This is a genomic window from Paenibacillus sp. MABNR03 (assembly GCF_050455445.1).
Lineage (GTDB): Bacteria > Bacillota > Bacilli > Paenibacillales > Paenibacillaceae > Paenibacillus > Paenibacillus xylanilyticus.
The window spans coordinates 374591-389261 of sequence record NZ_JBCIYR010000002.1 but is presented as its reverse complement, the minus strand read 5'-3'; the positions used below and the strand labels follow the sequence as shown (position 1 = coordinate 389261).

The following is a 14671-nucleotide window of genomic DNA, read 5'->3' as shown; positions in this document are numbered from 1 at the left end:
TCATTGTTCCTCCATTTGAGCAGCCTTGATGCGTGGGTCAATAAAGCCATAAATGACATCGATCGTGAAATTCGCCAGCAGTACGGCGATGGCAATTAACAATGTACATCCCGAAATGAGCGGATAATCCAGCTGACGTATGGCCGTGAACAGCCATGTCCCAATGCCTGGATAACTGAATACAATTTCACAGATCAGCGATCCACCAACCATCGTGCCTATGGAGAGTGCGAGTCCAGTAATTTGCGGCAGCATGGCGTTGCGGAACACATAGCGCGCAATGCGGCCATCGCGGATGCCAAGCAGTTTACTGTACAGCACATAATCCGAATTCAGCTCATAAATGGACATCTCCCGCATGCCAATGGCCTGACCTCCGATGGTCACCAGCACTATGGACAGGAACGGCAAGGTGTGGTGGCGTATGACCGACATGATAAAGTCGAAGCTTAACTGCGGCACCATCTGGAAGTCATATCCCCCGGACAGTGGGAACCATTTCAGTGTTAAAGCAAAGACATACAGCATAATAATAGCCAGAGTAAAAAAAGGAATGGAATTGATAAACAGGGCCACCGGGAACAGCACTTTATCAAAAACACCCTTCCGGTATGCTGCAATCGCACCGAGCAGATTACCCACCAGCCAGCCGACCAGGATGGCCGGAAGTTGAAGCCCCACCGTCCAAGGGACGGCGGAGGCCAGAATGTCCGTCACAGGCTTTGGATATAGTCCGAAGGATGTGCCGAGATTGCCTGTGAACAGATTTTTCAGATATATCCCGAACTGGGTCCACAGCGGTTGATCGATACCAAATTCAACGGTAAAGGTCTCATACACCCGCTTGATGGAGTCCGAATCGGTCATGCCTGCGGTCATTTTGGAAGCGATCATGCTCACCGGGTTGCCTTCAATTAATCTTGGCAGAATAAAATTCAATCCAATGGCAATGATCAGGGTCAAGCCATACCAGAACACTTTTTTCGCTACATATCTGGCGTAGGCATTCATTGGATCAGCACCCCCCGAATTTTACGGATAAGGTCATATTGGTGCTCAGGTGAGCACGTTCTTTTATCGCTTAATTATGAATTTGGTAAAGGGCCTTAATGCCTGCGCCATCCATTGAAATCTGCGGTGGAATGTTGGTGCCGTCCCCTTCGGTCGGGAATCCTTTCCAAACGGATTCATTCACGGTATCAAACACCCAAGGTCTGTACATCAGTGGAATGGACGGGATATCTTTCAGCCAGATCGTATTGAGCTCGGTGTACAATGCTTTTAGTTTTGCTTCGTCCGACACGGAAGGAATCTCTTCAATGATTGCGTCTGCACGGTCATTCTGATAACGGCCCCAATTCCAGAATGCCATCTCGCCGAGTGGAGCGACTCCTTTGGAGTACATAATGGTCATGGCGCGGTTCCACGGCTGGCTCGGACTCACTCCGCCCGCAGGTGTGTTCATGATGATATCGAATTTGCCGGTTTGCAGATCATTGGTCCAGACCGGGGATTCCGGGAATTTGGTTCGAATCTCAATGCCAATCGCCTTGGCACTCTGTGCGACGATCTCCAGGGCAGCATTCCAGTCTGACCAGCCGTACGGACATTCGATTTCAAAAGGCCCGAGGCGCGTTCCGTTCAGGACACGAATACCGTCTTTGCCTTTGGTGGCCCCAATCTGGTCAAGCAGCGCGTTCGCTCCTTCAATATCCGTCGTCCATTGCAGCGACTTGATCGCATTCTGATCAACGTATTTGGACTCGGCATCCGAGTTCAGAGTCAGGGAAGGCTGCATCGGTGCAGAGTATCCGCTCATCGCCAATTCGGAAATTTTGTCATAATTGATGCTCATCGCAATGGCCCGGCGAACGTCTGCGTTATCCAGTCCCGCCTTGGACAGATTGAAGAAAATGCTTGGCATGGAACCCGGCAGATAATATGGCGCATCCTTCAGGTAGGTTTTGATCGGAGCCCCGCCTTCCCACATTTTCCACACCTGCGGGATAAACTGTTGGGAGACGTCCACTTGGCCGCTCTTGAACGCCAGATCACCTGCGGCATTATCCTTGTAGATCACATGAGTGATGTACTTGGGTGCAGGCAGTTTACCGAACAGTTTCTGTCCCCAGTAGTTGTCGTCACGGATAATCGTGATTTTCTGATCATTGTAGAAATGCAGTTTATAAGCTCCGGTGCCCACCGGATTGTCGTTAATTTCTTTGCGGATCGCGGTCAGATCGTTATTATTCTTCTTCTCAATCTCTTCCCAGATATGCTTCGGCTGCATGGGAATCAGTTCAATACTATCCAGCACCGTTAGTTTATTGGGATTATCAGGGTTCAGCTTGATCTCAACGCCTTGCGGTCCGTCCGCTTTTACTTCCTGGATGTAGGTCCAAAAACTGCTCCAGTTGATGTCGTATTTTTTGCCCAGCTCATAAGTGTACACAACATCGTCTGCCGTAAAAGCTGTCCCATCACTCCACTTGGCATCCGCGTTCAGCTCAATTCGCAGCGTGGTGTCATCCGTCCATTCATACTTCTTGCCGAGCAGCGGCTCAAGCGCGCCATCCAACTGGTTTACCATAAACAGTGTCTCATACACCAATTCCCTGGAGTTTCCGTAATTTACAGGAAAGGCGGGATTACCACTGAGCAGATTGAAGTTGGTTGGCGGCCCCCATTGCAGTCCATTGACGTACAGCGTCTCATTACGCGGGGTCTCCTTGTTGGTTTGAGGTGCTGGTTCATTTTGAGTGGTCGTAGCAGGCGGATCTACCGTTCCTTGCGGTTCACTTACCGACGGTGGCTGAACACTTTGGCATCCGGCAAATAAAGCAGCCGATAATAACAGGGCGATGAGCGGTTTTGCAGCACTCTTGACTCGCATCCTGAACCCCTCCGTGAATTCATATTGGTATTTGGAAGCGCTTACTTAACGATATTCTATGAGGTATATCACACGAAACATTCCATCTCTTTCCTCAATGTTGAGACATTATTTCTTGCAGCTAGGCCACAGGGCATAGGCATATGGTGTTCAAATAGAAACAGCCGGCTCCGTCAGGAACCAGCTGCTGCCTCGTTTTCTTTTCGAAACCAATCCTATTTCTTATTCAAAAGTTCCTTCAATATCTGCAGGTCATATGTGGAAACCAATTGTTCCAAATGGGTATCCAGCCACTCTTCATCCTGATCCCACCATTTCAGTTCCAGCAGCAGTTCAATCGTTTCGTCGTCGAAGCGCTTTTTGATCGGCTTGGCCGGATTGCCACCAACAATGACATAAGGCTCGATGTTCCGGGTAACCGTCGAATTGGACGCAACGATCACACCGTCTCCGACTGTGATACCCGGCATGATCGTTACATTTTGCCCAAGCCATACATCGTTGCCCAGTACGGTATTGCCCTTAAATGGCAGCTGATCCAGAGTGGGCGTCACTTTTTCCCATCCTCCACCGAAAATATTGAAAGGATAGGTCGTCATGCCCTCCATCCGGTGGTTTGCACCATTCATAATGAAGGTCACACCTTCTGCAATCGCACAAAACTTGCCGATCACCAGGCGATCCCCCAGAAAATCATAATGATGCAGAATTCGGTCATAAAAATGTTCAGGCGGATTACTATTGTCGCTATAGTAGGTATAGTCACCGATGTCCACGTTAGGACGGGGCGGCAAATTTTGAATATAACAAACGGTGCGAATGTTATCGTTGGGAAAAAGTTTTGTTTTATCGGGAGCCATACTTATTCCTCCTTTTTCCACCATTGTAACAGATATCAGATCTTAAACGGGCTGAGTGAGGTTTGCAGCTCTGTCGAAACATCAGACAATACAGCCGCAGAGGCCTTGATTTGTTCCACTGATTTCAGCTGTTCATGAACAGATCCGGCAGCCTGCTGCGAATTGGCACTGGCTGTCTCGGCATGACGTGCAATTTCATGTACGGAAGCAACAATCTGCTCTACGCCTGCAGACATCTCTTCACTCGTCGCAGCCATGTCCTCAATCTCCGTAGCGATCTGCAGGTTCGTGTCCCGGATCAGGCTGAAGTTTTGTTCTGTCTCGCGAGTCAAGCGCAGCCCTTCCTGCACTTCCTCCTTCACTCTGGACATGGCCGATAGCGATTGCAGCATGTCCTGTTCCATGGCTTTCACCAGTTCCTCAATGCGACTCGAAGAATCTCCGGCCTGTTCAGCCAGTTTGCGAACCTCGGTAGACACTACGGCGAACCCTCTGCCATGCTCCCCTGCTCTCGCCGCTTCGATCGATGCATTCAGAGCGAGCAGGTTCGTTTGGTTGGCAATCTCATGAATGGTGGTAACCATCTGGCTAATCTGGGCTGACTTCCCTTCCAGCATGCGAATGACTTCATCCGTTGTGGTAACAGAGGATTCGATCGTCGACATTTGCTGAACGGTCAGCTGCACCGCTTCACCTCCGGTTTCTGCCTGCCTGCGTGAATACAGGGCTGATTCAGAGATGCTGGAGGCCCTGTCTGCCATCCGCTGTACTCCGATCGCCACCTCCTCCATGGCTTGCAGATTTTCTCCGGTACTGATCGTCTGGCTCTCTGCTCCTCTGGCGACCTGTTCCACTGACGAGGCAATCTGTTCTGATTCCCGTGCCGTCTGTTCCGCAATGGTCAAGAGAAGTCCAGTCGAATGCTCAGCCTTCTCTGCAGCCTGAAGTCCACCCTGAATAATGGTCTTCAAGCTGCTTCTCATCTCGTTGTATCCAGCGCCAAGCATGCCAATCTCATCCTTGACGTTGTCGACAATCGGCTGAGTAAAGTCACCTGTGCCCGCACGTTTAATCGCCATGGACACTCGTTCAATTCTTAACTTCACCCGGCGGACATACAGGATAACCGCTATAATGGCCACCGCCATCGCCAGCAGGACTACAATCGAGAAGGTTTTGAAAAATGAGGAGATAATGACATCGATCAGCGATTGGGATGCCCCTACATAGAGGATCCCGATGATTTCCCCGGATGCATCCTTGATCGGTTGATAGGCCGTTTGGTAGTTCTGGCCGACTACAACGGCTTCCCCGTAAAATTTTTCACCCTGCTGTAAAACGGTCTGGGCGACCTGTTCCGATACTTTTGTTCCGACAGCACGTTCTCCATCCATCATCACGTTGGTTGCCACGCGCTCTTCGCCACGAAAAATGGTGACCGTATCTCCTGATGCCTCGCCAATCTCGTCCACCAGATCGAAGTTGCCTTCCATGGATGTGTCTCCTTTGTAGAGCTGTCCATCCCTGATGGCCCAGTCGCCGGGGTGTTTGTATGTAATGATTTGATTCGCCATCTCCAAATCCCGCTTCGCCTTTTCCGTGGCAAATGTCGTAATCCCCTGCCTCATTTCCAGAATGACACTTAACGCTACTGCTGTGGAAAATACGATAAATATGCTGATAACGATCAAACTGATTTTGGTACCGATGCTCATGCTCCGCATGTGTTGAGCCACCCATTTCCCTATGTGATTGAGTTAATATTGAAGCGAATTTCGATTCATTTCGAATATCAACTATAGTGTTATCGGTAGGGACAATCACATTATTTATAAGTTTTCAGTGATATTTGTCACAATTTTTCATTGAAAAAACCAAAACATTTCCGTGTTTTCCGTAATCGTGTGAGAATGTCCTTCTGTCTGGAAATTCCAATGCCCTAAACAGGTGAAAGGGATATGTCTGAATTCATATAAGAGTGAAAGCAACAACAAGGCGGCTCCCTTCATAGGGAGGCCGCCTCTTTATTTGTTTGGGTTTCAATTATGAGGGGAGCATATCCGTATCGGTGTAGACCGTTCGGCTGTTCCCTTCTTTATATACAAAGTAATCAAAATCAGCGTGCTTCCGGGTCCCACCAAGATCCTGCACACAAAGACCAATATAGGTTCCCGTAAATCGGATATATTCCGGAGATTCATCTGACAGGTGCGTGATATCAAACCACCCGCCTGCTGGATACCAGGACTGGTCATCATTTGGCGCATAGAAAAAGCAGGCATGATCGTACTTAAACACAACCTTTAACCGGATCCGGTTCACTGATTCTAACGGGATATCCTCCATTAGTTCGTCATATATCCCGTACCTGGACTGAATAATGCCCAAGCACAGTCCCTTCACTTCATGAAAAGTTACCCGTAAATAGAGATAGTCTTTGGTATCGTAGTACAGAATCAGTCCGGCCATTTGCTGTGGATGGTCCGGCGCAAATTCCAGACAGGTTTCGGCTTCACACTCAAAAGCCTGCAGTCTCCGGGCAACCATGCTTTGCCTGTGCGTCGAGCTCATGGACTCCATTCCGCGTAAGCGCAAGTAACCGGGACGTTCCTTCAGGCTCAGCCAGGTCGGATCCGGTGGTATACGAAGTGTATTCCAATCGTTCCGGAGCTCGAATTGATCGAAGTGGTCCATTTCCGCTGCTGGTTCAAATGGATGTGCCTTGATCTTCGGTGCAGGCACCTGGACCTCAGGATACCGGTCACCGGTCGCAAGCTTCAACCAGCCGTCCTCGCTCCAAGTGCACAGCTGAAGAGCAGTCTCACGTCCTAGTATGCAAAACTTTTGATTCACGGGCCGGCCAACCAGATGGGCCATATACCACTCTCCAGTGTGCGTTTCGACGAGACTGCCATGACCGGCCTTTTGCAGATCTAAATCGGGCCTTCCGTATGACGTGAGGATCGGATTGGAAGGATCGACCTCATAAGGGCCTTGTAGCGTACGGGAACGTGCTGCTGTAACCGCATGCTCATAACCGGTTCCCCCTTCAGCCGTTATTAAATAATAATAATCATTGTGCTTATACAGATGCGGCGCCTCCGTCAGTCCTAATTCGGTTCCCTTAAATATATTAACAGCAGGCCCAACCAACTTTTGTTCCCGGACGGAATATTCCTGGAGAACGATGCCTGAAAACCGGTTTTTGCCCTTACGGTGATCCCAAATCATATTGACCAGCCACTTCCGTCCGTCGTCATCATGAAACAGGGAAGGATCAAAGCCGCTGCTGTTCAGATACACCGGCTCAGACCAAGGGCCTTCGATATCCGTGGCTGTCACAAGGTAATTGTGGGTATCTTTAAAAGCGCCTACCCGGCTTTTGACATCGGTGTAAATCAGGTAGAACATGCCGTTGTCGTAGCTAAGGCAGGGAGCCCATACGCCTCCGGAGTTAATGTTTCCTTCCATGTTCACCTGTGTGATGCGGGTTAGCGGAGAAGATATCGGTCGCCAATGAACCAGATCCCGGGAATGGTGAATCCGTACACCCGGGAACCATTCAAAGGTGGACGTAGCGATATAATAATCTTCCCCCGCCCTGCATATGGACGGATCGGGATGAAAGCCGCGAAGAATGGGGTTGGTGATCATATTCATTATAGTAGCAACCTCCGGTATGAAAATAATGGAAAGTATAACAGAAGATAAGATTTCATGACCATCCCAGTGTTTTTTTGCCAGCTTCCAGGGCGGTTATGATCCGGTCTACATCGTACACATTTCCTCTCCACGTACCACCGCTGACCGATTGCAGCGCAGCCCACAGTCTGGTATCATCCGGCAGCGCTTCATCAGGCCGCATATCCGGATGAAAGGTCCTTTGTGCCAGGATGAGAGCTCCTACCTCCGGCGAAACCTCCGTCTCCCCTTCTCCAACAAAGTTTACGCTACCCTCCAGCGTGCCCCGATCCACGACAATATCAATCAAATCTCCGTTTCGCAGCTTGCCGATCGGCCCGCCTGCCAGTGCTTCGGGGCCAACATGGCCAATACAAGCTCCGGTGGACACACCGGAGAATCGGGCATCGGTGATGAGCGATACATATTTTCCAAAAGGCAAATGCTTGAGCGCAGACGTAAGCTGATACGTTTCCTCCATCCCGGTTCCTGAGGGTCCACGTCCGAGCAGGACCACAACGTCACCGGCCAGTACACCGCCTGTTTTTATCGCACGAATCGCCTCACGTTCAGTTGTAAACACCTTGGCCCGGCCACGATGGCGATACACGCCATGCTCATCCAGCACAGCAGGATCAATGGATGTCGATTTGATGACAGAGCCTTCGGGAGCGATATTCCCGGTTGGAAATGTCACGGTCGAGGAAATCCCAAGACGCTGCGAGTGTTCTATACTCATGATGACACTGTCCGGATCAATGCCGTCCTTCTCTTTCAATTGCTTGCGCATGAGATGACGGCGTTCCGACGATTCCCACCAATCCAGCACCTCGCCCAATGACGTACCTGTCGCTGTAGGTACAAACTCATCCAGCAAGCCAAGCTGTCGGAGGTGGAGCATGACCTCGGGGACACCTCCGGCCTGAAAAACCCGAATGGTGGGGTGGAAGATCGGTCCATTCGGCAGAGCACTAACCAGTCTTGGAACATTCTTGTTGACCTGTATCCAGTCCTGTACCGTGGGCACGGTTAAACCCGCTGCATGGGCAATAGCCGGTATGTGAAGAAGCAGATTGGTCGATCCGCCGAAAGCGGCATGAACGGTCATGGCATTGCGAACCGACGCATCTGTAACAATATCCGCCATTTTCATCCCCTGGGACTCCATGTTGATCAGTGCGCGTGCGGATTGGCGTGCCATTTCGAACCAGATAGGCTGCCCGGAAGGTGCAAGCGCTGCATGCGGTACCGTCATCCCCATTGCCTCTGCTACAACCTGGGCTGTTGCCGCAGTTCCCAGAAACTGACATCCTCCCCCCGGTGTTGCACAAGCACGGCATCCTAACTCCGACGCCATTTCCAAAGAGAGTTCACCGCTGACATACCGTGCCCCGATGGTCTGAATTTTGCCAGCATCCTCTCCATCGACAGGCGGAAGTGTGACGCCACCGGGTACGATCACGCCTGGCAGCTGCGGCATGCCCGCAAGCGCGAGCATCATCGCTGGCAGACCTTTGTCACACGTTGCGACGCCGATCACGCCTTTACGTGTTGGCAGCGAGCGAATCAGTCTGCGAAACACCAGAGCGGCATCATTCCGGTACGGGAGCGAGTCGAACATGCCGGTTGTTCCCTGTGACCTGCCGTCACAAGGGTCGCTGACATATCCGGCAAACGGAATCCCTCCGCGACTCGATAGTTCTTCTGCAGCAGCTTTCATCAGCAAGCCGACCTCCCAGTGGCCCGTATGGTAACCGAGAGCTGCGGGACTGCCATCCTCATTGCGGATACCGCCCTGCGTACTTAAGATCAGAAACTGTTTACCGTTCAATTCTCCGGGCTTCCAGCCCATTCCAACATTCTGGGACATGCCGAACAAGTCGCCGCTTGGAGCATTTCGCAGCAAATCATCGGTTAAAGGCAGACGTCCTGCTGCCCCTGGAGCAAGTGCCATGATATCAAAGCAGTCGGACTCTTTCTCCCCCATAATCGCCATAATCTGTTCGTACATGAGACCCTCCCACCGTTTATGACTTCACAAAGACTGTTTTGATCGCTGTAAAAAACTCGATAGCCGCTTGCCCCTGTTCCCTGGAATGCGAGCTTGACATCTTCATTCCACCGAACGGAGCCTGCAGCTCTACGCCGGCCGTTTCCGCATTAATCCGTACCAATCCTGCATCCATATCCCGGATGAAAGACAGCATGGCTCCGACATTTTGTGTATAGATGGAAGCGCTCAAGCCATAATCACTATCATTAGCGGCCTCTATAGCTTCTTCGAGGGAATCCACCGCAATCAAGGCAAGCACTGGACCGAAAATTTCTTCCCGGGCGATGGACATATGCGATTCGACCCCTTCAAATACGGTCGGCTGAACATAAAATCCCTCTTCAAGCCCTGGACCATCGGCCCTTTTTCCGCCAGCCAGCAGAACGGCTCCTTCATCCTGTCCTTTTTGTATATAGCTCAGTACGGTCTTGAGCTGTCCTTCGTTCGCACATGGACCCATCCAGCTTCCGGAAGACATGCCGTCACCCAGTCGAATCTCCTGGATTTGCGAGAGGAGCTTTTCTTTAAAGGCTTCATATACTTTTCGTTCAATAATGACCTTGCTGGTAGCCGTACATTTTTGGCCCGTCGATTTCAAGCCACCGCTGATCGTGGCCTCGACAGCCAAATCCAAGTCAGCGTCTGCCGCAATGATGATCGGGTTTTTCCCGCCCATTTCAAGTTGATACTTGGCCCCTCGTCCCAGCGCTGCGGAGCCGACCCGCTTGCCCACTTCATTGGAACCTGTGAATGTAATTCCACCCACATCCGGATGCTCAGCAAGTGCAGAACCGATCACTGAGCCTCTCCCGCATACCAGATTGAGAACGCCAGTCGGAATGCCCGCCTCCTCAAAGCATTCCATTATTTTAGCCGCAGTGACTGCGGTCTCCTGTGCGGGCTTTAATACAACCGTATTGCCATAAATCAGGGCCGGGGCCGTCTTCCAAATGGGAATCGCTACAGGGAAGTTCCACGGAGCAATAACGCCCACAACGCCTAGCGGTACACGGGTTGTAAACATCAGCGCTTCGCTGTCGGTCGAAGGAATGACATCACCGGTTTTTCGCATTCCTTCACCGGCATAGTACCTTAAGATCGCAACTCCGCGCATCGTCTCTCCTTTGGCTTCAGGAAGTGTTTTGCCCATTTCCCTTGTCATCGCCTCCGCAACCTCATCGGCCCGGCGTTCCAGCACGTTCGCCGCCTGAAATAGATAGTTACCGCGCTCCGCACCGGTTAACCTCCGCCAATCCCTCGCTGCTGCCTTCGCAGCTGCAACAGCCCGGTTCAGATCCTCTACGCCGGAGTCTGGTACATACCCAACGACCTCATTCCGATTCGACGGATTTATGCTGGGTTCGGTTTCTCCGGACACAGCCTGTACCCATTCCCCGTTTATATAATTTCTGTATGTCTGCTCTACCTGAAATGCGGTCATAGCATTCATCCTCCTTATATACTAGTTTGATATGACAGGATTGATCAGTGTCCCGATATTACTAATGGATATTTCAATACGGTCCCCAGGTTCAAGCGTAAACTCATTGGGTGGTACGATGCTTGTGCCTGTCAAAAGTACCGTGCCGTCGAACAGATCGTTGTCCCTCGCCAGAAAAGAGACCAGCTCATCCAGCTTCCGGTTTAATTCACTCGTACTCGCTTCACTCTTAACAACCATTTCTCCATCGCGATAGATCTGACAGACGATACTGAATTCATAAGGATTCTGCACCGTTTCCGCTAGACGAATGGCCGGACCTATGGAGCAGGAATTGCGCCATATTTTTGCTTGCGGCAGATACAGCGGGTTTTCCCCTTCGATATCGCGGCAGCTCATGTCATTGCCAACGATGTAGCCAACAATGCTGCCATCAGAGGCAAGCACCAATCCCAGCTCAGGCTCCGGGATCTGCCAACTGGAGTCACTGCGCAGCGTGACAGCCTCATTCGGTCCGACGGTCCGGGCTGCTGTGGATTTAAAAAAGATCTCCGGTCTCTCTGCATCATAGACCTTATCGTAAAAGGTCTCCGCATCCAGCTTTCCATCCGTAGCTTCATAGTTTCGCGCTTCCCGGCTCCGCTGATAAGTCACACCCGCCGCCCATACTTCCGGAGCTTCCACTGGCGTGATCAGATGCAATGAAGTCCAATCATCGGTCAGTTCGTTTAACGGTTTAAAAGCGCTTTCAACCAGTTGAACTGGAGAAATTCCCTGCTCCCTCGCTTGATAGATCAGAGTCATAAAATCCGCCTGTGGCAAACGATAGGCCTTTTCATCATCCGTAACGGCTGCCAGCCACTTCTCTTGTCCGTCCAGAAATCGAATAATTCTCATTCAAGCTTGCCCCCATTCTCCCCATCGGGTTGATACTACTACCATAGCACCAGCTATGGTTCATGACGATGTTCTAATCACTCCGACGACTTACCCTTTTCACGCATTATTTTTCTGTTAAGATGAATCTATATCAGTTGAACTAAAGATGATTTACACGGACACTCCGATGACAGAATAACCTTCCAATCACTGTTATCCCCAGATTTTTTTGATTCCCTCTTCATAAGGGGAAAATCCGGTGATAGCTTATGCTTCCGATGCAGCTTTCTTTCAGAAAGCTTTTAGGCGACCGCTTCGCTTTTTCAGGTTTTTTCTGTCCTCTCCGTTTCTGTGTAAATAGTTAGTTCAATTGATATAGACGAAACGGTAAGATGTTGGAATACAGAACATGACGAGGAGGTTCCTGTGACCAAGCTCTCGGAAGCCGTATATTTAGGCCGTCTGCCCGATGTTCGCATGTCTTTTCAATTATTGGGGCTGCATGCAAGAAAAGTAGATTCCAGTTGGACGTATCCGTCCCATGAGCATTCCATGTATGAAATCCACTGGATGCTGGATGGTCAGATGAACATGGTGGTCAACGGACAACTATACAGTCAGTCTGTCGGAGACCTTCTGTTCATCCGCCCCGGTATGACCCATTCCTGCACCGGTGCCGGACCGCAGGGCTTCACTTACTTTTCGGTTCATTTCAGCGTACACGACACCTCCTTTTGCAGAGAACTCAATCGCTGCAAGGATATTTATTATCCGGCAGATTCGACTTTAGCTCTGGGGTTGTCCACTTCACTGTGTACACTGTATGATCTGGCCACAGAGCACTTGTCCATTCCGCTGTCTTCCTCCAAACAGATGAAGGTTCATGCTGCCGTATTCGAATTGCTCGGCTCCCTGGTCGGCCAGTTATCTCAGAACGCATCCGTTACCTTATCCAGAAAAGAAGCCATCGCCCGTCAAATTGCCGAGCACATTGAGGATTCCGTAAGATATATCCATCTTCATGGTGAAATTCGGGATAGCGAGCGAACTTGGATCCAAGACATTGCCAAGTCGCTAAACATTAGCCCGTCGCAGGTCAATCGGATCTTTCGGCAGGTATATGGCACAGCACCACGCAAGTTTTTATCAGAAACTCTTCTGAACGAAGCCCAGCGGCTTTTAAAGCAAACAGACCTAAACATTGACCACATTGCGATGATGCTGGGGTATAAGACCAATGCGCATTTTAGCCGGCAATTCAAGCGGTGGACCGGTATCGCACCAAGCGAATTTCGCAGCCATTCACAGCAAGCTGCGGCAGCCGCTCATCCTGATGATTGAAGTATCCTGTCCAAATGAAATAAGCAGCTGCTGGATTACCAGCAGCTGCTTTGTTTTGTACGCAGGTCGAATCTGTTCCGCCGTTTATTCTAATGTAAATGAAGCCAAGCTCGCGCCTCCCGCTCCCCTGTAAGTAAAATACAAAGCCTGTCTGCCGTCCGGAACGGTAATCTCAGCCTTGTATTTTTTCCAATCATTTGTAAAATGTACCGGAATCATTCCCAGCACTGGACCGTCCCATGCGGTTCTAACTTCGAAGACTCCATTACAATATCCGCGCACCTTGACCGTGACCTGACGGATTCCGTTACAATCGAAATATTTAAAACCTGCCGTGGCGGATTCCATCATATTGGCAATATATCCGGTCTCTTCATCGCCATCTCTTCCATCCTGGGTAATCTTCGGAAAGCGGCTGTCCAGCCACGCTCCCTCTCCGAAACCTCCTGTATACATTTGATCATCTTTCGTAAAAAGATTGCATGCAAGGTATGCCGGGTACTCCCCTTTTCCTCGAAGAGACTCCCCATTCAGGCCGCAGGAAGTCATTTCCGCCTGAGGAATGGTTCCGTCCTCGTGAAAAGAGATCCGTTCGATGCAGCCCTGACGGTTGAATGCATCCCCGTTTGTATGGCGGTGATAAAAAATATACCAGTCCCCGTTGATTTCGATAATACTGCCATGGTTATTGCCGCCATAATACATCGGCTTGTCAGCTGGTTTATAGGAGTCAATATGTAGATCGGAGTTGCTAACGATTACGCCCTGATATTCGAACCCTTTGTTTGGAAATTTGCTGGTAGCATAACATAATTCATGCATGCCGATCGAGGAATAAACCAAGTAGTAGATTTCCCCTCTCTTCCGGATGGAAGATGCCTCAAAAAATTCATGTCCTTCAAATCCGCTGCCCTCGCTGTAGGGTTGACTAGGAGCGACGAATACGGGCTCATCCACAATCGTCAGCATGTCCGGACCAAGCACTGTCACCATCGCGCCATGTCTCGATTGGTCTCCGGGCGCACAGAAGCCGGTATACAGATACGTTTGCAGTCCTTCCGTCAACACACCGGGATCGAATTGCGGCTCGTCCCCGTCTCTTTCTCCCAGTCGGGTGCCGTCGGCATATTCTATATAACCGTAGAATTCATATGTGCCGGCAGGTGTATCGCATACAGCCACAGAAACAACCGGCACTTTATCCAGCACATAATAAAGATAATAACGTCCGTCAGGACCTACCGTAACGTCTGGTGCATACAGGCACATACTGCCATCCGGATTTAGCGGATCATCTGTTTTTCGGTAGATCACACCTTCATTTCGCCAATTCCCCAAGTCGTCCACTGGCGCGGACCAGCATACATAGTCGTTTAAACAAAAGACATGTCCGTTAAACCGGTCATGCGACCCGTACACATAAACTCTGCCATCAAACACATAAGGTTCACTATCAGGGACGTACTCCCAGGATGGAAGGTATGGATTTAACCCCTGCTTCTTCATTCAAGCTACACTCCTCG

Annotated in this window: 10 protein-coding genes; 1 reads left to right on the top strand and 9 read right to left on the bottom strand. The window is 50.3% G+C overall.

Going from position 1 to position 14671, the window contains the following annotated elements; translation table 11 throughout:
• The 8 genes from AAIH57_RS10320 to AAIH57_RS10285 all read right to left on the bottom strand — a co-directional run bounded on the left by AAIH57_RS10320 (position 1) and on the right by AAIH57_RS10285 (position 11825).
• Positions 1 to 1011: an ABC transporter permease gene (locus AAIH57_RS10320; RefSeq protein ID WP_175398018.1), complete on the bottom strand. Its 1011-nt coding sequence runs from the start codon at positions 1009 to 1011 to the stop codon at positions 1 to 3.
• Between the two features lie 70 nt (positions 1012 to 1081).
• Complete coding sequence (locus AAIH57_RS10315) at positions 1082 to 2893, bottom strand: ABC transporter substrate-binding protein (RefSeq protein ID WP_430021565.1); 1812 nt, start codon at positions 2891 to 2893, stop codon at positions 1082 to 1084.
• A 215-nt stretch (positions 2894 to 3108) separates the two neighbouring features.
• A complete protein-coding gene (locus AAIH57_RS10310) occupies positions 3109 to 3753 on the bottom strand; it encodes a Vat family streptogramin A O-acetyltransferase (RefSeq protein ID WP_430021564.1) in 645 nt (214 codons plus the stop codon).
• Positions 3754 to 3788: 35 nt separating this feature from the next.
• Positions 3789 to 5477 carry a methyl-accepting chemotaxis protein gene (locus AAIH57_RS10305; protein ID WP_175398015.1) on the bottom strand — a complete coding sequence of 563 codons (1689 nt, stop codon included), beginning with the start codon at positions 5475 to 5477 and terminating at the stop codon, positions 3789 to 3791.
• A gap of 319 nt (positions 5478 to 5796) precedes the next feature.
• Complete coding sequence (locus tag AAIH57_RS10300) at positions 5797 to 7413, bottom strand: glycoside hydrolase family 43 protein (protein ID WP_430021563.1); 1617 nt, start codon at positions 7411 to 7413, stop codon at positions 5797 to 5799.
• A gap of 55 nt (positions 7414 to 7468) precedes the next feature.
• Complete coding sequence (locus AAIH57_RS10295) at positions 7469 to 9445, bottom strand: YjhG/YagF family D-xylonate dehydratase (protein WP_430021562.1); 1977 nt, start codon at positions 9443 to 9445, stop codon at positions 7469 to 7471.
• Between the two features lie 16 nt (positions 9446 to 9461).
• On the bottom strand, positions 9462 to 10928 hold the full coding sequence (gene gucD / locus AAIH57_RS10290; protein WP_430021561.1) for an alpha-ketoglutaric semialdehyde dehydrogenase GucD: 1467 nt from the start codon (positions 10926 to 10928) through the stop codon (positions 9462 to 9464).
• Between the two features lie 21 nt (positions 10929 to 10949).
• On the bottom strand, positions 10950 to 11825 hold the full coding sequence (locus tag AAIH57_RS10285; protein WP_430021560.1) for a fumarylacetoacetate hydrolase family protein: 876 nt from the start codon (positions 11823 to 11825) through the stop codon (positions 10950 to 10952).
• 408 nt (positions 11826 to 12233) lie between these two features.
• Between AAIH57_RS10285 and AAIH57_RS10280 the strand changes: the two genes are divergently transcribed.
• The gene (locus AAIH57_RS10280) at positions 12234 to 13148 is read left to right on the top strand and encodes a helix-turn-helix domain-containing protein (RefSeq protein ID WP_430021559.1); all 915 of its coding nucleotides are present in this window, start codon (positions 12234 to 12236) and stop codon (positions 13146 to 13148) included.
• An 84-nt stretch (positions 13149 to 13232) separates the two neighbouring features.
• On the opposite strand, the gene AAIH57_RS10275 is transcribed toward AAIH57_RS10280, so the two are convergent.
• Positions 13233 to 14654, bottom strand: coding sequence for a family 43 glycosylhydrolase (locus AAIH57_RS10275; protein ID WP_430021558.1), 1422 nt, complete (start codon positions 14652 to 14654; stop codon positions 13233 to 13235).
• Positions 14655 to 14671 lie beyond the last annotated feature (17 nt).

Excerpts from the sequence above, each read along its gene's own strand:
- AAIH57_RS10315 (WP_430021565.1), bottom strand. The coding sequence starts at position 2,893 with ATGCGAGTCAAGAGTGCTGCAAAACCGCTCATCGCCCTGTTATTATCG.
- AAIH57_RS10305 (WP_175398015.1), bottom strand. The coding sequence starts at position 5,477 with ATGCGGAGCATGAGCATCGGTACCAAAATCAGTTTGATCGTTATCAGC.
- AAIH57_RS10295 (WP_430021562.1), bottom strand. The coding sequence starts at position 9,445 with ATGTACGAACAGATTATGGCGATTATGGGGGAGAAAGAGTCCGACTGC.
- AAIH57_RS10285 (WP_430021560.1), bottom strand. The coding sequence starts at position 11,825 with ATGAGAATTATTCGATTTCTGGACGGACAAGAGAAGTGGCTGGCAGCC.
- AAIH57_RS10275 (WP_430021558.1), bottom strand. The coding sequence starts at position 14,654 with ATGAAGAAGCAGGGGTTAAATCCATACCTTCCATCCTGGGAGTACGTC.
- AAIH57_RS10300 (WP_430021563.1), bottom strand. The coding sequence starts at position 7,413 with ATGAATATGATCACCAACCCCATTCTTCGCGGCTTTCATCCCGATCCG.
- gucD (WP_430021561.1), bottom strand. The coding sequence starts at position 10,928 with ATGACCGCATTTCAGGTAGAGCAGACATACAGAAATTATATAAACGGG.
- AAIH57_RS10320 (WP_175398018.1), bottom strand. The coding sequence starts at position 1,011 with ATGAATGCCTACGCCAGATATGTAGCGAAAAAAGTGTTCTGGTATGGC.
- AAIH57_RS10310 (WP_430021564.1), bottom strand. The coding sequence starts at position 3,753 with ATGGCTCCCGATAAAACAAAACTTTTTCCCAACGATAACATTCGCACC.